This is a genomic window from Pseudomonas sp. HR1, from assembly GCF_030175875.1.
Taxonomy (GTDB): Bacteria; Pseudomonadota; Gammaproteobacteria; order Pseudomonadales; family Pseudomonadaceae; genus Chryseomonas; species Chryseomonas oryzihabitans.
Map to the genome: position 1 here is coordinate 1,180,207 of NZ_JASNRF010000001.1, position 15,243 is coordinate 1,195,449.

The 15,243-nt window shown below is 67.8% G+C and carries 20 protein-coding genes; 8 read left to right on the forward strand and 12 right to left on the reverse strand.

Features of this window, described 5'->3' with window-relative positions; all coding sequences use genetic code 11:
* Positions 1–8 precede the first annotated feature (8 nt).
* The 3 genes from QKY98_RS05380 (at position 9) to QKY98_RS05390 (ending at position 1,160) form a co-directional block, all read left to right on the forward strand.
* Positions 9–425: a MarR family winged helix-turn-helix transcriptional regulator gene (locus QKY98_RS05380; RefSeq protein WP_027597291.1), complete on the forward strand. Its 417-nt coding sequence runs from the start codon at positions 9–11 to the stop codon at positions 423–425.
* Between the two features lie 65 nt (positions 426–490).
* The gene (locus tag QKY98_RS05385; RefSeq protein WP_007160226.1) at positions 491–724 is read left to right on the forward strand and encodes a hypothetical protein; all 234 of its coding nucleotides are present in this window, start codon (positions 491–493) and stop codon (positions 722–724) included.
* Between the two features lie 163 nt (positions 725–887).
* The gene (locus QKY98_RS05390; RefSeq protein WP_284670450.1) at positions 888–1,160 is read left to right on the forward strand and encodes a cupin domain-containing protein; all 273 of its coding nucleotides are present in this window, start codon (positions 888–890) and stop codon (positions 1,158–1,160) included.
* Here QKY98_RS05390 and QKY98_RS05395 read toward each other — a convergent pair.
* Complete coding sequence (locus QKY98_RS05395) at positions 1,157–1,285, reverse strand: hypothetical protein (protein WP_007160228.1); 129 nt, start codon at positions 1,283–1,285, stop codon at positions 1,157–1,159. The two genes, QKY98_RS05390 and QKY98_RS05395, sit on opposite strands and share 4 nt — an antisense overlap.
* Positions 1,286–1,399: 114 nt before the next feature.
* Entirely contained in the window at positions 1,400–1,828 is a 429-nt protein-coding gene (locus tag QKY98_RS05400; protein WP_007160229.1) for an OsmC family protein, read from the reverse strand.
* Positions 1,829–1,946: 118 nt separating this feature from the next.
* Here QKY98_RS05400 and QKY98_RS05405 point away from each other — a divergent pair, with 118 nt between their 5' ends.
* Positions 1,947–2,927, forward strand: coding sequence for an aldo/keto reductase (locus tag QKY98_RS05405; protein ID WP_007160230.1), 981 nt, complete (start codon positions 1,947–1,949; stop codon positions 2,925–2,927).
* Positions 2,928–3,189: 262 nt separating this feature from the next.
* Here the strand turns inward: QKY98_RS05405 and QKY98_RS05410 are convergent, their stop codons facing one another.
* Positions 3,190–3,792, reverse strand: a complete 603-nt coding sequence (locus QKY98_RS05410) for an NAD(P)H-dependent oxidoreductase (protein WP_284670451.1) — start codon at positions 3,790–3,792, stop codon at positions 3,190–3,192.
* A gap of 111 nt (positions 3,793–3,903) precedes the next feature.
* Between QKY98_RS05410 and QKY98_RS05415 the strand changes: the two genes are divergently transcribed.
* Positions 3,904–4,812: a LysR family transcriptional regulator gene (locus QKY98_RS05415; RefSeq protein ID WP_027600566.1), complete on the forward strand. Its 909-nt coding sequence runs from the start codon at positions 3,904–3,906 to the stop codon at positions 4,810–4,812.
* On the opposite strand, the gene QKY98_RS05420 is transcribed toward QKY98_RS05415, so the two are convergent.
* From QKY98_RS05420 to QKY98_RS05430, 3 genes are all read right to left on the reverse strand, one after another.
* Positions 4,809–5,393, reverse strand: a complete 585-nt coding sequence (locus QKY98_RS05420; RefSeq protein WP_027597298.1) for a LysE family translocator — start codon at positions 5,391–5,393, stop codon at positions 4,809–4,811. The genes QKY98_RS05415 and QKY98_RS05420 overlap by 4 nt on opposite strands.
* A gap of 47 nt (positions 5,394–5,440) precedes the next feature.
* On the reverse strand, positions 5,441–6,280 hold the full coding sequence (locus QKY98_RS05425) for an AraC family transcriptional regulator (RefSeq protein ID WP_284670452.1): 840 nt from the start codon (positions 6,278–6,280) through the stop codon (positions 5,441–5,443).
* Positions 6,281–6,354: 74 nt separating this feature from the next.
* On the reverse strand, positions 6,355–7,251 hold the full coding sequence (locus QKY98_RS05430; RefSeq protein ID WP_284670453.1) for a LysR family transcriptional regulator: 897 nt from the start codon (positions 7,249–7,251) through the stop codon (positions 6,355–6,357).
* Between the two features lie 105 nt (positions 7,252–7,356).
* On the opposite strand from QKY98_RS05430, the gene QKY98_RS05435 reads away from it, so the two are divergent.
* The 3 genes from QKY98_RS05435 (at position 7,357) to QKY98_RS05445 (ending at position 10,218) form a co-directional block, all read left to right on the forward strand.
* A complete protein-coding gene (locus tag QKY98_RS05435; protein ID WP_027597301.1) occupies positions 7,357–8,442 on the forward strand; it encodes a tartrate dehydrogenase in 1,086 nt (361 codons plus the stop codon).
* Between the two features lies 1 nt (position 8,443).
* Complete coding sequence (locus QKY98_RS05440; RefSeq protein ID WP_284670454.1) at positions 8,444–9,322, forward strand: alpha/beta fold hydrolase; 879 nt, start codon at positions 8,444–8,446, stop codon at positions 9,320–9,322.
* Between the two features lie 104 nt (positions 9,323–9,426).
* On the forward strand, positions 9,427–10,218 hold the full coding sequence (locus tag QKY98_RS05445) for a phosphatase PAP2 family protein (protein WP_145248918.1): 792 nt from the start codon (positions 9,427–9,429) through the stop codon (positions 10,216–10,218).
* A 6-nt stretch (positions 10,219–10,224) separates the two neighbouring features.
* On the opposite strand, the gene QKY98_RS05450 is transcribed toward QKY98_RS05445, so the two are convergent.
* The 6 genes from QKY98_RS05450 to cdhC all read right to left on the reverse strand — a co-directional run bounded on the left by QKY98_RS05450 (position 10,225) and on the right by cdhC (position 15,230).
* On the reverse strand, positions 10,225–10,476 hold the full coding sequence (locus tag QKY98_RS05450) for a hypothetical protein (protein WP_007160239.1): 252 nt from the start codon (positions 10,474–10,476) through the stop codon (positions 10,225–10,227).
* A gap of 267 nt (positions 10,477–10,743) precedes the next feature.
* On the reverse strand, positions 10,744–11,733 hold the full coding sequence (locus QKY98_RS05455; protein ID WP_284670455.1) for an alpha/beta hydrolase: 990 nt from the start codon (positions 11,731–11,733) through the stop codon (positions 10,744–10,746).
* Entirely contained in the window at positions 11,730–12,884 is a 1,155-nt protein-coding gene (locus QKY98_RS05460; protein ID WP_284670456.1) for a gamma-butyrobetaine dioxygenase, read from the reverse strand. The genes QKY98_RS05455 and QKY98_RS05460 overlap by 4 nt, the downstream gene beginning before the upstream one ends.
* 36 nt (positions 12,885–12,920) lie before the next feature.
* Positions 12,921–13,391 carry a thioesterase family protein gene (locus tag QKY98_RS05465; protein ID WP_042135105.1) on the reverse strand — a complete coding sequence of 157 codons (471 nt, stop codon included), beginning with the start codon at positions 13,389–13,391 and terminating at the stop codon, positions 12,921–12,923.
* Positions 13,392–13,401: 10 nt separating this feature from the next.
* Complete coding sequence (locus QKY98_RS05470) at positions 13,402–14,346, reverse strand: L-carnitine dehydrogenase (protein ID WP_284670457.1); 945 nt, start codon at positions 14,344–14,346, stop codon at positions 13,402–13,404.
* Positions 14,343–15,230: a 3-dehydrocarnitine:acetyl-CoA trimethylamine transferase CdhC gene (gene cdhC / locus QKY98_RS05475; RefSeq protein ID WP_284670458.1), complete on the reverse strand. Its 888-nt coding sequence runs from the start codon at positions 15,228–15,230 to the stop codon at positions 14,343–14,345. The genes QKY98_RS05470 and cdhC overlap by 4 nt, the downstream gene beginning before the upstream one ends.
* Positions 15,231–15,243 lie beyond the last annotated feature (13 nt).

The following is a 15,243-nucleotide window of genomic DNA, read 5'->3' on the forward strand; positions in this document are numbered from 1 at the left end:
CAGCTTTCATGTCAACCGCCGCCGCCATTGCCGAAGCCCTGATGGATCTGAAACGGCAGATGCGCCAACAACTGGATGAGACCCTCAAGGCCTCCGGACTTTCCTTTGCCCGCTACAAGGTGCTCAAGGTGCTGGAACGCCTGGGCCCCTGTCGTCCGGGCGAGGTCGCCGAACAGCTGCGCCATGCGCCGCGCACCCTGACCGATGCTTTCGATGCCCTGGAACGCGACGGCCTGGTCCGGCGCGAGCCCCATCCCCAGGATCGCCGGGCGCTGCTGGTCCATCTCACCGAGCAGGGTCGCCAGGCGCTGGACCAGGCCCAGGTGCCGCGCACCCAGGCCCTGGAAGCGGTCTTCGCGCCGCTGGACGCCACCGAGCAGGCGCAGTTGCTGGCCTATCTGGAGCGGGTGCGGATCCGCAATTGAGCGGCGGGCGAACTCCGCAGCGGTCGTCGCGCTCGAAAGAAGGACCCTACCGAGGAGAGCCCTTCATGAGCGACCAGCGTTCCGATGCCCATCTGGGCAAGACCCCACCCAACGAACCCGCGCTCGATGAAGCCGGACGGCCGGTGGACGTGGTGAAAAAGGACATGGAACAGCCGGAATCGACGCCGACCGATGGCATCGACAAGGTCATCACGCCCACCGATATCAAGACCAAGGAGCAGGAAGCCGAGGAGATCAGGCGCAAGACCGCCGAGGTCGAGCGCAAGCTGGAACGCTGATGCTCCACGTGGAACCTCGGGCCAGCCGGGGCTGCCACGCGCCAGCGGCCCTGGCCGGTCATAGTCCGTACCAGGGCCCGTCATAGCGATTTTGAACGGGTCAAACGCAGGTGGGTGCTTTAGCCTGGACGCGGATCATCTCCCTTCAGCGTCAGGAGCACCCTTGGACTCGATCACCTTCATCGAGCAACTCGCCCGCGAGGGCTTCCAGCCGCCGGTACTGGTCGAGCGCGAGGCCCTGGGCCGCCTGGACTCCCATGCTCATCCCTTCGAAGCCAAGGCGCTGGTCGTCCAGGGCGACTTGCACATCCGCACGGCCACGGGCGAGCGCCACTATGGCGTTGGCGAGGTCTTCCACCTGGCCGCTCAGGAGCCGCACTCGGAGCGCTTCGGTGCCGAGGGCGTGCGCTATCTGGCAGGTCGGCGCCTGGCCTAGCCTTCGCTGTCGTTCTTCTCGATGTCCTTGCGCTGGCGATTGAGGATCACGCAGCCGTAGATGCCGCCGCCCAGCAGCAACACGGCGAGGATGGAAAAGAGGGTCATGAAGAGGGAGTCGTTCATCGTGCTCTCCGAAAGCGTGGTCGGAGCAGTCTAGCGATTCGGCCTGTCGCTGCGAACGGCCTTTATGACGCGGTGTTGCCGATGCCAGGCGGCACCGGCAGGCACCTCAAACCCTTAGCCTTCGAGCGTGGCGTTCAGGTTGATCTTGGCGCCCTTGAGCACCTTGGACACCGGGCAGCCTTCCTTCGCCTGGTTGGCGATGGTGGTGAACTGCTCTTGGGTGGCACCGGGGATCTTGGCCTTCATGGTCAGATCGATGGTGGTGATCTCGAAGCCGTCGCCGACCTTGTCCAGGGTCACGTCGGCCTTGGTCTCGATGCGCTCGGGGGTCAGACCGTTCTGGCCCAGCAGCATGGAAAAGGCCATGGAGAAGCAACCGGCATGGGCCGCGCCGATCAGTTCCTCGGGATTGGTGCCCGGGGTGTCTTCGAAACGGGTGTTGAAGCCGTAGGCATTGTCCTTGAGCGCGCCGCTCTCGGTGGAGATATGGCCCTTGCCATCCTTCAGACCGCCTTGCCAGACCGCGGAAGCATATTTTTTCATGGAGCGTCTCCGGTTGTGGATGAGAATTCATCTAGAACCAGACGGCAGCCGGTAAGTTCGTTGCAGTCGATCCGGGACCCACGTGGTCAACCCTTTTCGACCATCCCTGGAGGCCCCCATGAACTATCGCAATCTAGGCCGCACCGGTCTGAAGATCTCGCCCCTCTGCCTCGGCTGCATGACCTATGGCGTCCCCGAGCGCGGCAATCACCCCTGGACCCTGCCGGAAGACCAGAGCCAGCCGCTGCTGAAGAAGGCGCTGGATCTCGGGATCAACTTCTTCGACACCGCCAACAGCTACTCCGACGGCACCAGCGAAGAGATCGTCGGCCGCTTTCTCAAGGCCAACGCCGTGCGCGAGGAGATCGTGCTGGCGACCAAGGTGTACTTCCCGCTGCGCGACAAGCCCAATGTCGGCGGCCTGTCGCGCAAGGCGATCTTCGCCGCCATCGACGCCAGCCTGCAGCGGCTGGGCACCGACTATGTCGACCTCTACCAGATCCACCGCTGGGACTATCACACCCCCATCGAGGAGACCCTCGAAGCCCTGCACGACGTGGTCAAGGCGGGCAAGGCGCTGCACATCGGTGCGAGCAGCATGTATGCCTGGCAATTCGCCAAGGCGCTGCACACGGCGGAACGCCATGGCTGGACAAAATTCGCCACCATGCAGAACCACCTCAATCTGCTCAATCGCGAAGAGGAGCGGGAGATGCTGCCGCTGTGCCGCGACGCCGGCATCGGCGTGATCCCCTGGAGTCCGCTGGCCCGCGGCCGCCTGACCCGCGACTGGGACGCCAGCACCGCGCGCACCGAAAGCGACGCCTTCGGCAAGACGCTCTATACCGCCAGTGAGGAATCCGATCGGCAGATCGTCGCCGCCGTGGCGCGCATCGCCGAAGCCCGTGGCGTACCCCGTGCCCAGGTGGCCCTGGCTTGGCTGCTGCAGAAGCCGGGCATCGACGCACCCATCGTCGGGGCGTCCAAGCCTCAGCATCTGGAGGATGCGGTGGCGGCGCTGGAGCTGCGCCTGAGCGAAGAAGAGATCGGTGCCCTGGAAGCGCCCTATGTGCCGCATCCGGTGGTGGGGTTCAGCTAAATACGCGAGCAGCCCTCACCCCGGCCCTCTCCCGGAGGGAGAGGGGGAAGAGCGGGATGGCGCGAGGAATGAGTTCCGGCGCCCAGGCCGTCACGAAGCTTGATCTCTGGGCTCTAGCTCCCCTCTCCCTCAAGGAGAGGGGCCGGGGGTGAGGGCCCCTTCACTCCGACCTCGACTTTTCAGACTGCCCCTGCCCACGCGCGAGGAGTCGCTAGCTCCCCTCTCCCTGAGGGAGAGGGGCCTGGGGTGAGGGCGTCCGGACTCAGGCGTACTGGTCGGCGATCTGGCGTTCGGCGCTGGCCAGGGCCGCGTTCTTGGCTTCGTCGCCATAGGCCAGGCCTTCAGCGCGGACGATCTGGACATCGGTGATGCCGAGGAAGCCCAGCAGCAGCTTCAGATAGTCTTCGTGGGCGATGCCGGTGGGCTTGCCGGCATGGATGCCGCCCGCGGTAGCGACGATGATCGCCTTCTTGCCTTCACAGAGACCCACCGGACCGGCTTCGCTGTAGCGGAAGGTGGTGCCGGCCACGGTGATGCGGTCGATCCAGGCCTTGAGCTGGGTCGGGATGGTGAAGTTGTACATGGGGGCGCCCAGCACCAGGACATCGGCGGCGAGGAATTCCTGCAGGGCGCGGGCATTGCGCTCGGCTTCGTCGCGCTGTTCGGCGCTGCGCTGCTCGCCGGGGGTGGCACCGGCGGCCAGGCTGGCGGCGGAGAAGTGCCCCAGGGCGTCGTGGGCGAGGTCATGGTAGCTGACCTTCAGTCCGGGGGTAGCGGCCTTGAGGGCGGCGACCACCTTGGCGGTCAGGGCACGGGAGGCGGAGTGATCACCGAGGATGCTGGAATCGATGTGCAAGAGTTTCATGTGCGGTAGTCCTGTAGGGTTCGACGCGATGAGCCCAGACTACCGATAAGACGATCGGCTGATTAGTCGCCTAGAATGCGATGCTTCGTCCCATGGATAGGACAATCGTCCATGCAAGACCTCAATGATCTCGCCTACTTCGCCAAGGTAGTGGAAGCCGGGGGCTTCGCCGCCGCCGGGCGGCTGCTGGGCATTCCCAAGTCGCGGCTGTCCCGACGGATCGCCGAGCTGGAGACGCGCCTGGGCGCGCGGCTGCTGCAGCGCACCACCCGTACCCTGACCCTGACCACCCTTGGCGAGCGCTACCTCGTGCACTGCCAGGCGCTGCTGCGCGAGGCGGAGAGCGCCGCCGAGACGGCGGCCAGCCTGTCCAGCGAACCCCGTGGACCGCTGCGGGTGTCCTGCCCGGTGGCGCTGGCGCAGGATTACCTGCCCGACGTCGTCACCCGCTTCCTGCAGCGCTATCCCCAGGTGCAGCTGGAGATGGTGCTGGTCAATCGGCGGGTGGACGTGGTCAACGAGGGTCTCGACGTGGCCCTGCGGGTAAGGGACGTCGACGACGTGGAACCGGGGCTGATCGTGCGCCGCCTACGCCAGGCCTCCGGGGTGCTGGTGGCCGCACCCGACTTTCTCGTCGGTCGCCAGCTGGATGCACCGGAGGCCCTGCTGGGGGTCCCGCTGCTCGGCGCCCTGGAACTGGATCGCCGGGTGCACCTGCGCATGGTCGGCCCCAACGGCCAGCGCCGTGAGCTGGTGCTGGAAGCCCGGCTGGGCATCGATGACTTTAGCGTACGCAAGACCGCCGCCCTGGCGGGCCTCGGCTACACGATGCTGCCGCTGCTCTATTGCGAGGCCGAACTGGCCGAGGGTCGCTTGCAGCGCCTGCTGCCGGACTGGTCGCTGCCCGGTGGTCACCTGCAGGCCGCCTATGCCCACAGACGCGGTCAGCTGCCGGCGGTACGCGCCTGGCTGGAGCACCTGGAGGACAGCTTCCGCGATCAGGGCGGGATGCCGGTCTAGACCACCGTCGCCCAGGCCGAGGCGAGCAGCAGCGCCGCCATCCCCAGGTTGAAGCCGCGCCAGGCGCGGGTCGATTTCAGGCCATGCGCCGCGACCCGGCCGAGCAGGGCCCAGAGGCCCAGGCAGGGTACGGACACCAGCAGGAACACCAGGGCCAGCACCAGCACCTGGTGCCAGAGATCGGCACCGGGTTCGGCATAGACGGTCACCACCGCCAGCGCCATGCTCCAGCTCTTGGGGTTGAGCACCTGCAATCCGGCGGTGCCGCCGAAACCGAGGCGGGCGCTATCGTCCGCCACCGCGGGCGCCCCGGCGCGGGCCAGTTGCCAGGCCAGCCAGCTCAGCCAGAGCACCCCGGCCCAGGCTAGGGCGCGCTGCCAGTCGGGGTGTTGCGCCAGGGTCTGGCCGAGTCCGAAACCCACCACCAGCACCAGGGCCACCGCGCCCAGGCTGCCGCCCAGCACCAGCGGCAGGCTGGCCCGGGCGCCATGGCGCGCGCTGTGGCCGAGGATGAGCACATTGGTCGGCCCCGGGGTGATGGAGGCGACCAGGGCGAACAGCAGAAAGGGCAGCAGGGACATGGAAGACTCCCGAGAGGACTGAGCCACCAGGGTCGCAAGCCTTGCCGCTAGCGGTCTGGAAGATTCGAGCAGCGCGCGCGATAGGCCGCCGGGGTCAGGCCATAGGCGCGGCGGAACCAGCGCCCCAGGTGACTCTGATCGGCGAAGCCCAGGGCGGCCGCGGTCTCCGCCGGCGACAGACCATCGGCCAGCAGGCGGCGTGCCCGCGACAGGCGCAGCTGCACCAGATAGGCATGGGGCGCCAGGCCAAAGGCGGCCTTGAAGGCGCGGGTCAGGCGGAATCTGTCCACCCCAGCGGCCTGGGCCAAGGCTTCCAGGCCGATGTCTTCGTGGTGATGGGCATGCAGGAAGTCGCGGGCGCGCAGGGCCACCTGAGGCAGCCGCGGATCGCCGGCCTGGGGCGCGCGCCATTGCAGTTGCGGCAGGAGGCGCAGTAGCAGGGCGTCCAGCGCGCTCTGGCGGACGATACGCAATTCCGGACGACTCAGGACCTCATGGGCCCAGGCCACGGCGCGATGCAGCTCGGCCTGCTCCACCAGGGTCCGGGCGAAGCCGGGTTCGCCCAGGGGTCGGCCGTCGCCATGCAAGCCCTGCAGCTCGCGCGCCAGCCACTGGGGATCGAGATAGAGCATGGAATAGGTGAAGCCCTCGGCCTCCGGCGCCTGGCCGTCGTGCAGTTCGCCGGGCTCCAGCAGAAAGACCTGGCCGGGCGTGCTCAGGTGGCGCTGGCCGCGGCAGTGGAATTGCTGCAGGCCCTGCTCGGTGTAGCCCACCAGATAGGCGTCGTGCCAGTGCGGGTCATAGGCATGGCCTTCGAAATGGGCGCGCAGGGTCTCGATGCCGGTCTCGGCGTCCTGCTGCAGCTGGATCCAGTGATCGTCGGCCATGGCGAGAGAAGGGGGCTTTCGGGCCTTTCAGTCTAGTTACTGACCTGATGGCGGTCTGGAAGATTCGTGCAGCCCTAGCGTCCCAACCGCGCGGGCAGCTCCCGTGCCAGGTAGCGGATCAGCTCCGACAGTCGGCGCGGCACGTGGCGCTGCTGGCGGTGCACCGCATAGATGGCCGCCGCCGATGCCTCGTGATCGGTCAGCAGCGGCACCAGGGCGCCGCTGGCGATCAGCTCGGCCACGTCCCATTCCGATCTCAGGATCAGCCCGTGGCCCTCCAGCGCCAGACGCACCACCACCTCGCCATCGTTGCTGCTCAGGCTGCCGCGGACCTTCTGGGCGAAATGCTGGCCGTCCCGGGTGAAACGCCAGACGGCGTAGTCACCGGCGTCCTGGCGCAGCACCAGGCAGTTGTGGTGCGCCAGGTCGGCCACGCTTTCCGGCACGCCGGCCCGGGCCAGGTAGGCCGGGGCGGCGCAGAGCAGGCGGCGGTTGTCCAGCAGGCGATGGGCGATGACCCGGGCATCCGGCGGCTCGCCGACGCGGATGTCCAGGTCGAAGGGGCCGTCCAGCAGATTCACCGGATGGCTGGAGAGGTGCAGGTTGAGCTCCAGCTCGGGATGACGGCGGGCGAAGTCCGACAGCAGTGGCGCCAGGTGGCGGCGGCCGAAGCCAAAGGTGGCGTTGAGATTGAGCGTGCCACTGAGGGGCGCATCGGGTCGGCCGACCGCGGCCTCGAGATCCTCCAGCTGAGTCAGCAGCGGACGGGCGCCTTCCAGATAGCGCAGGCCTTCCGGGGTCAGGTCCAGCCGTCGCGTGGTGCGGCGGATCAGCTGCACGCCCAGCCGGCGCTCCAGGGCGGTGAGTCTCTTGCTGACGGCCGCCAGCGACAGGCCCAGTTCCCGGGCGGCGGCGGTCAGGCTGGGGTGGCCAGCCAGGCGGACAAAGAAGGCGAGGTCATCGGCGGACAAGATTCTTGATCCCAGGTTAAGAATGGCTTTCCCTGTGGCGGGATTGTACGCCCCTGGCGCAGGACTACACTGGGTCCATCTCACCCAGACTGCCGGAGAACGTCCATGCAAGCGTCCAAGCCCCACAAGATCGCGGTCATCGCCGGAGACGGCATCGGCAAGGAAGTCATGCCCGAAGGCATCCGCGTGCTGGACGCCGCCGCTCGCCGCTTCGGACTCTCGCTGCAGTGGGACCACTTCGACTTCGCCAGCGCCGAGTACTACCAGGCCCATGGCAAGATGCTGCCGGACGACTGGTTCGAGACGCTCAAGGACTACGACGCCCTCTACTTCGGCGCGGTCGGCTGGCCGGACGTGGTACCGGACCACATCTCCCTCTGGGGCTCGCTGCTGCAATTCCGCCGCCGCTTCGACCAGTACGTCAACCTGCGGCCCTGCCGGCTGATGCCCGGGGTCAAGGCGCCCCTGGCCAATCGTCAGCCGGGCGACATCGACTTCTATGTGGTGCGCGAGAACACCGAAGGGGAGTATTCCAGCGTCGGCGGCATCATGTTCGAGGGCACCGAACGCGAGGTGGTGATCCAGGAAACGGTGATGACCCGTCACGGCACCGACCGCATCCTCAAGTTCGCCTTCGACCTGGCCCAGCAGCGGCCGCGCAAGAAGCTGACCTCGGCCACCAAATCCAACGGCATCGCCATCACCATGCCCTGGTGGGACAAGCGCGTGGAAGAGATGGGCAAGGCCTATCCGGAGGTGGCGGTGGACAAGTTCCACATCGACATCCTCACTGCCAACTTCGTCCTGCACCCGGACTGGTTCGACGTGGTGGTGGCCAGCAACCTGTTCGGCGACATCCTCTCCGACCTGGGTCCGGCCTGCACCGGCACCATCGGCATCGCGCCCTCGGCCAACATCAACCCGGAGCGCACCTTCCCCAGCCTGTTCGAGCCGGTACACGGCTCGGCGCCGGACATCGCCGGGCGTGGCATCGCCAATCCCATCGGCCAGATCTGGTGCGGCGCCATGATGCTGGAGCACCTCGGCCATGCCGAGGCCGGCGCTGCCGTGGTGGCGGCCATCGAGGCGGTGCTGCGCCAGGGGCCCGAGCAGGCGCCCCTGACCCGCGACCTTGGCGGCCAGGGCACCACCGAAAGCCTGGGGCAGGCCATCGCCGCGGCCCTGGCCTGAAATGGACGGTCTCTTCGCGGGATTCGAACAGCGGCGGCTGAGCGTCAACGGCGTCGAGCTCAATTGCCGCGTCGGCGGCCAGGGCCCGGCGCTGCTGCTGCTCCACGGCCATCCCCAGACACTGGTCATGTGGCACAAGGTAGCGCCGCGGCTGGTCGAGCGCTTCACCCTAGTGGCCGCCGATCTGCGCGGCTATGGCGACAGCGCCAAGCCGGAGGCGGGTGCCGAGGCGTACAGCAAGCGTACCCTGGCGCGGGACAACGTCGAGCTGATGCGCCGGCTGGGTCATGAGCGCTTCGCCGTGCTGGCCCACGACCGCGGCGCCCGGGTCGCCCATCGCCTGGCGCTGGATCATCCGGAGGCGGTGGAGCGACTGCTGCTGCTGGACATCGCGCCGACCCTTGCCATGTATCGGCAGACCGACGAGGCCTTCGCCCGCGCCTACTGGCACTGGTTCTTTCTGATCCGCCCGGCGCCGCTGCCGGAGCGGTTGATCGAAGCCGATCCGGAAGGCTATCTCAAGGGCGTGATGGGTACCCGCAGCGCCGGCCTGGCGCCCTTTCCGCCGGAGGTGCTGGCCGAATACCTGCGCTGCCTGAGCCTGCCCGGCACCGCCCGTGGCATCTGCGAGGACTATCGCGCCAGCGCCGGGATCGACCTGGCGCATGACCAGGCCGATCTGGATGCCGGGCGCCGGCTGGAATTGCCGCTGCGCATACTCTGGGGCGCGGAAGGCACCGTGGGGCGCTGCTTCGATCCCCTCGCCGAGTGGCGCCAGGTGGCCACCCAGGTCAGCGGCCGCGCCTTGCCGGGCGGGCATTACCTGGCGGAGGAGCTACCGGATCTGGTGGTAGAGGAGGCCCTGGCCTTCTTTGGTTGACGCGGTGACTGCAAAGGAGTGTTGCGTCATCTGGCTGTAACAAAGTGTGACGTTATCGAGGTCAAGCGGGTCTATTCGTGAAATTTTCGTGAAAAGAGACCTCGATGAACGCTCTACTCTTCGCTTCCACCTGGCAGTGGCGCCGCCTGGCGCTGTGCCAGGGACTGGCTCTGGGCCTGTTGCTGCTCTGGCTGATTCCGGGTGTGCGCAGCCAGCTGCTGGCCTTCGACGCCGGGTTGTTCCATGCCCTCAACGCGCCCCTGGCCCAGTCCACCGCCTGGCTCTACCTCTGGACCTTCTTCAGCCTGAGACCGGTGGATGCCCTCGTTGGCCTGGTGCTGCTGGCGCTCCTGGTCCGTGGCGGCTGGGCCTATCCGGCCCGGCAGGTGCGCCCGGCGCTGGCGGCCTTCATCGGCCTGCTGGTGATCCTGCTGATCGTGCGAACGCTGTTGACCAAGGGCATCGAAGCCTGGGGCCTGCAGCATTCCAGTCCGTCCGATGTGCTCTCGGGCGCCTATCTGCTCAGCGATCGCTTTCCCGGACTTGAGCACGGCTGGGAATTGAAGGACAGATCCGGCGCCAGCTTTCCCGGCGACCATGCCTCGGTGCTGCTGCTCTGGGCGCTGTTCATGGCCCATTTCACCCGCGGCGGACGCCGGTTGATGGTGGCCGCGCTGGCCGTGCTGTTCATGCTGCCGCGCCTGGTGGCCGGCGCCCACTGGGGCTCGGATGACTATATCGGCGGTCTGGCGCTAGCCCTGGCCGTCATCAGCCTGGGCCTGCATACGCCGCTGGCGGCCGTCTTCGCCCGCCAGGGTGAGCGCCTGCTGACGCCGCCGTTGCGGAGTCTGGGCCGGTTGCCGCTGCTGGGTCGGCTGAGTCTGCTGCGGCCCTAGCGCCTGCTAGCCGCGTGGCTGGGCCAGGGCTGGCAGCAATTGCTGGTCGATGGCCTGGCGCACCGCCGGCAGCAGCGCCGCGCTGCCGGACAGCAATTCCTGGATCAGTTGCCGCAAGGCCTGGGCGCGCTCCTGGTTGAGTCCCGTCACCGCCTGGCGGCAGGCCTCGTCCGCGGTGGCCGCGGGCGTTACGTTGAAACCCAGCGCACGCAGGCGGTCGCGGAAGTCGTCCTGGTCGATCAAGTCGGCGATCATCATGGTGCTGCCCTCTCCGGTGGAATGCCTGGATTCTCCCATCGGCGTCGCAGACGGCAAGCCGGGCTGGCGTCGCCGCATAGCCGGATGTCGTTTTTGGAAAGCACCGCGCCCGCCAGCCAGGCAATGTAGGTTTATTACGACGTCATGCCCGGACAATCTGCCGCAGGGTCAAGAGCGACGTTCGCGGTTAGAATGGCGCCTATCAACGACATTTTCCGGTTGTTCGCCACCAGAGCCGAGCAACCCCCGGTTACACACTGAGGCCCATCAGGGCGTTTGAACCTCTTCCGTCTCCAGCGGTTGAGGTTTTTTTTTGTCTTTTGCCAGGTCAGCAGGGGGCAGGGCGCCCAGTTCGCCCGCGAGAAAGCGCTCCAGGGCCTCGCGCAGCGCCTCGGCCCGCCGACCCTGGGCGCGCAGGGCGCCGTGCAGCAGACCGGCGCCTTGCCACAGGCGACCGGGCGTTCCGCCGGCACGCAGGGTGGCGATATAGGCGCGGCCATGGTCGGCCAGGGGATCGCGCCGGGCCACGGCGACAAAGGCCGGCGCCAGTCCACTGCAATCGCTAGCCTCCAGGGGCAGGGCGAGAGACTCCCGGCGCTGCGCCTGGCGAGGCAGATAGACCTCCAGACACGCCCGCCAGTCGGCCGCGCTCAGCAACGGCGCCGCGGCCTGCCGGCGTTCGCTGGGCAGCACCCGCGCGGTCAGCGCCGGATAGATTAGCGCCTGGGCCCGGGGCTGGGCACGCCCTTGCTGCCGCAACGCCAGGCATAGGGCGGCGGCGAGATTGCCGCCGGCACTGTCGCCGGCCACCGCCAGCCGGGTCGGGTCCAGCCCCAGTGTCGGGGCGTGCTGCTGCAGCCAGTCCCAGGCCTGGCGGGCATCGTTCAGAGCGGCGGGATAGGGATGCTCCGGCGCCAGGCGATAGTCCACCAGCAGCACCGCCAGCCCCAGTCGCCGCGCCAGCCGCGCCGCGAGAAAGCCGTGGGAATCCAGATCGCCGAGCATCCAGCCGCCGCCATGCAGATAGAGCAGGGCGGGACGGTCAGCGGTGGGCTCCCGCGGCGCCACCAACCGCAATGGCACGTCGCCGGCTCGGTGATCGCTGACCGCCAGGCCCTGATAGTCCGCCGGTGCCAGGGCGGCGCAGAGGCGCGTATAGGCCTGGCGTTGGGCCTGGATATCCGGGTCGGCCGTGGCGAAGGCCTGGCTGGCCGCGACGAAGGCGGCCATGTCCGCCGACAGCGGTGGCTGGCTCATCGTTGCAGCACGCGAATCCGGGAGTGCAATTCGTCTCTGTCGACATAGCAGCCCTGGAAGTGACGTGCGCCGCTGGCAGGGTCGAATTCATCCCTGGCATGCAGGGCGCGTCTGTTGTCGAAACACCACAGCTGACCCGCTTCGAGTCGCTGTCGATAGCGGAAGCGATCGTCCCGCGTCAGGGCGATGAAGCGACGGTAGGCGCGGTAGAGCAGCGGCATGGTGGCGGGCGGGGTACTGAAGGGGCCACGCAGGAAATTCGCCATGCGGATTTCCGTCACCTCCTGGTTTTCGTCCAGGGCAATGATGGGCGCCTGGTAGCGATAGTCAGAAGACCTGCCCCGATTGCGGAATTCGATGGGCAGGCTGGTGAGGATCTCGAAAGCCTGCGGGTCTTCTTCCCTGAGCACTTCCGCCAGTTTGAAACCATCGACGAAGGTGCTGCTGCCGCCGCGTGCGTCGTTGACCAGGCAGTGCAGGAATTGCAGACCGGGTTGCAACTCGCGGGTCGGCAGATCGGTATGCAGCGGGAGGTTGAAGGCGGTATAGGCGTTGCTGTCCGCATCGACCTTGGACTGGACATCGAAGAGCGTGCCGAAATTGCTTTCCCGGATGAAGGAGATGCGTTTCGCCACGGGGACGAGCGCGCCGCTTTCGGTAGGCACGCCGTGGATCAGGGACAGGCCGGTATCTCTCACTGCCAGCAGCCAGGCCAGCAGCGCGGCGTCGTCGGCCATTACGTCGGTGTAATGGAAGGCTGGAACAGCCAGGCTGCTGCCCCAGAGCCTTTTCTTCGGCTTCAGCCGTTCCCGTTCAGCGAGGGATTCCTCGTCATAGGCGTGGGCGCGCAACCAACCCGCGTCGTAGGTACTGGCATGCCCGTCTTGCCAGAGGATGTCCAGATTGCCGTCATCCGTGAGGGTCACCCGGGCGGCCTGAATGTCTTCGGGAATATCCAGGATCTCGACGACCTGCTCGCGGGTAACGGAATAGACACAGCGCGAGCAGGGGCAGTTGTCCCTGAGCCAGAGTAGGTGGTAGGGACTGGTTCGGCCGTCCAGCCAAAGCACCGTGACCTGAGTGTCATCCTCCAGGGCGCTGCGTATCGGGCTGATGACCTTGTAGGTACTGAAGTCGGCGATGGCGCTCATGTCAGGGTGACTCCGCTGGATCCTTGGGGTCGTTGGTCATTTTCTCGCGGGCGGCAGGCCGATGACCCGCCCGACGTGCTCCGGCCAGGGTTCGTCCCGCTGCGCCGCCAGCCGGGTCGCCAGCCAGTCGTGCACCGCGGGGGCGAAGGGCGCCGATTTAGGACCGGCTAGGTCCACGTGCAGCAGCAACTGCTCGGAGGCGGCCAGCAGCTCTGTCTCGCCCTCGCGATACAGCCCGAAGTGCAGGTGCAGACGCTTGGCGTCCAGGGCCAGGAATCTCACCCGCACCTCCAGCTGGGCGTCCGCCTTCACCTCATGGAGGAAGTTGAGATGGCACTCCAGGGTGAACAGCGAGTGCCCGCTGGCGGCGCGGCCGGCGGCGTCCAGGCCCATGGCGTCCATCAGGGCGTCGGTGGCGTGGCTGAAGATCAGCAGGTAGTAGGCGTCGCGCAGATGACCGTTGTAGTCGACCCACTCGGGGGCGACGGTGGTGCTGTGGATCAGCATGACCCTTCTCCTAGTCCCGAATCCCGTGGCGTGTCTTGCAGTCGGCGATGGCCGCCTGCACCGCCAGCAGGCAGTCGTCGCGATAGCGCTCCAGCGCCGCCAGTTCCAGGTCGCCCTGCTGGGCCTGGGTGCCCTCGACCACGGCGTCGATCAGGCCGTCGGTCAGCTCCGGGGCTTCCAGGTAGGTCCAGGGCAGCTTCAGGGCCGGGCCGAATTGCTGCATGAAGTGGCGCATGCCCGCCGGGCCGCCGGCCAGGGTGTAGGTGAGGAAGGTGCCCATGAACGACCAGCGCAGGCCGGCGCCATAGCGGATGGCGTCGTCGATCTCGCCGGTGGTGGCGACGCCGTCGTTGACCAGGTGCAGCGCCTCGCGCCACAGGGCTTCGAGCAGGCGGTCGGCAATGAAGCCGGGCACCTCCTTGCGCACCCGCAGCGGCCGCATGCCCAGCTCGCGATAGAAGGCCTCGGCGCGCTCCAGGTTGGCCGTCGAGGTCTGGCTGCCACCCACCACCTCCACCAGCGGCAGCAGGTAGACGGGGTTGAAGGGATGGCCCACCAGGCAGCGCTCGGGGTGCTGGGCGTCGGCGTAGAAGTCACTGGGCAGCAGCCCCGAGGTGCTGGAGCAGATCAGGGCGTCGGGCCGAGCCGCGCGACTGACCCGGGCATGCAGGTCGCGCTTGAGCTCCAGGCGCTCGGGGGCGCTTTCCTGGATGACGTCGGCGCTGGCCACCGCGGCTTCCAGATCGGTATGGAAACTCAGGCGCTCCAGGCTGGCGCCGGGCGCCAGGCCCTGGGCCTCCAGGGCCGGCCAGGCATTGGCCAGGCGCGTGCGCAGGGCGGCCTCGGCGCCGGGTGCCGGGTCCCAGGCACGGACGTCCACGCCCCGAGCCAGGGCCCGGGCGATCCAGCCGGCACCGATCACGCCGGTGCCGAGGGCGGCGAAGACGGCGCTCATCGGGCACCTCCCAGCTGCATCCGGTCCCGCCCTTCGGCCGGGCTCAGAGCGCGTCCGCCCAGCCGTTCGATGATCTGGATGACCCGCTCCACCAGGCTGCCGTTGGTGGCGTGGACGCCCCGGTCCAGCCAGAGATTGTCCTCCAGGCCGACGCGGACGTTGCCGCCCAGCAGCATGGCCTGGGCGGCCATGGGCATCTGCATCCGGCCGATGCCAAAGCCGGCCCAGCAGGCGCCCGCCGGCAGGTTGTCGACCATGGCCTTCACGGTGGTGGTGTCGGCCGGGGCGCCCCAGGGAATGCCCAGGCACAGCTGGAACAGCGGATCCTTCAGCAGGCCCTCCTTGAGCAACTGCTTGGCGAACCAGAGGTGGCCAGTGTCGAAGATCTCCAGCTCGGCCTTCACCCCCAGTTCGGTGATGCGCCTGGCCCCGGCGCGCAGTTGCGCGGGGGTGGAGACATAGATGAAGTCGCCATCGCCGAAGTTGAGGGTGCCGCAATCCAGGGTGCAGATGTCCGGACGCAATTCCTCGACATGCAGCAGGCGGGTGAGGGGACCGACCAGGTCCGAGCCGGGGCCGAAGTCGGTGGGCGTCTCGCCCGGGCCGATCTCCAGGTCGCCGCCCATGCCGGCGGTGAGGTTGATGACGATCTCGGTGTCCGCCTCGCGGATGCGCTCGACCACCTCGCGATAGAGCGCCACGTCGCGACTCGGCTTGCCGGTGGCGGGATCGCGCACATGGGCGTGCACCACGGTGGCGCCGGCGCGGGCCGCTTCCAGGGCGGCGGCGGCGATCTGCGCCGGGGTAACGGGGACATGGGGATTGCGGCCTACGGTATCACCGGCGCCGGTCAGGGCGCAGGTGACGATGACATCGGTGTTCATGGGGTCTGTCCTT

Coding starts and splice junctions, on each gene's coding strand:
- QKY98_RS05440 (WP_284670454.1), top strand. CDS start 8,444: ATGGACGGTCTCTTCGCGGGATTCGAACAGCGGCGGCTGAGCGTCAAC.
- QKY98_RS05470 (WP_284670457.1), bottom strand. CDS start 14,346: ATGAGCGCCGTCTTCGCCGCCCTCGGCACCGGCGTGATCGGTGCCGGC.
- cdhC (WP_284670458.1), bottom strand. CDS start 15,230: ATGAACACCGATGTCATCGTCACCTGCGCCCTGACCGGCGCCGGTGAT.
- QKY98_RS05425 (WP_284670452.1), bottom strand. CDS start 6,280: ATGGCCGACGATCACTGGATCCAGCTGCAGCAGGACGCCGAGACCGGC.
- QKY98_RS05450 (WP_007160239.1), bottom strand. CDS start 10,476: ATGATGATCGCCGACTTGATCGACCAGGACGACTTCCGCGACCGCCTG.
- QKY98_RS05380 (WP_027597291.1), top strand. CDS start 9: ATGTCAACCGCCGCCGCCATTGCCGAAGCCCTGATGGATCTGAAACGG.
- QKY98_RS05400 (WP_007160229.1), bottom strand. CDS start 1,828: ATGAAAAAATATGCTTCCGCGGTCTGGCAAGGCGGTCTGAAGGATGGC.
- QKY98_RS05420 (WP_027597298.1), bottom strand. CDS start 5,393: ATGTCCCTGCTGCCCTTTCTGCTGTTCGCCCTGGTCGCCTCCATCACC.
- QKY98_RS05405 (WP_007160230.1), top strand. CDS start 1,947: ATGAACTATCGCAATCTAGGCCGCACCGGTCTGAAGATCTCGCCCCTC.
- QKY98_RS05445 (WP_145248918.1), top strand. CDS start 9,427: ATGAACGCTCTACTCTTCGCTTCCACCTGGCAGTGGCGCCGCCTGGCG.
- QKY98_RS05435 (WP_027597301.1), top strand. CDS start 7,357: ATGCAAGCGTCCAAGCCCCACAAGATCGCGGTCATCGCCGGAGACGGC.
- QKY98_RS05465 (WP_042135105.1), bottom strand. CDS start 13,391: ATGCTGATCCACAGCACCACCGTCGCCCCCGAGTGGGTCGACTACAAC.
- QKY98_RS05385 (WP_007160226.1), top strand. CDS start 491: ATGAGCGACCAGCGTTCCGATGCCCATCTGGGCAAGACCCCACCCAAC.
- QKY98_RS05460 (WP_284670456.1), bottom strand. CDS start 12,884: ATGAGCGCCATCGCCGACTTCAGTACCTACAAGGTCATCAGCCCGATA.
- QKY98_RS05410 (WP_284670451.1), bottom strand. CDS start 3,792: ATGAAACTCTTGCACATCGATTCCAGCATCCTCGGTGATCACTCCGCC.
- QKY98_RS05395 (WP_007160228.1), bottom strand. CDS start 1,285: ATGAACGACTCCCTCTTCATGACCCTCTTTTCCATCCTCGCCGTGTTG.
- QKY98_RS05455 (WP_284670455.1), bottom strand. CDS start 11,733: ATGAGCCAGCCACCGCTGTCGGCGGACATGGCCGCCTTCGTCGCGGCC.
- QKY98_RS05415 (WP_027600566.1), top strand. CDS start 3,904: ATGCAAGACCTCAATGATCTCGCCTACTTCGCCAAGGTAGTGGAAGCC.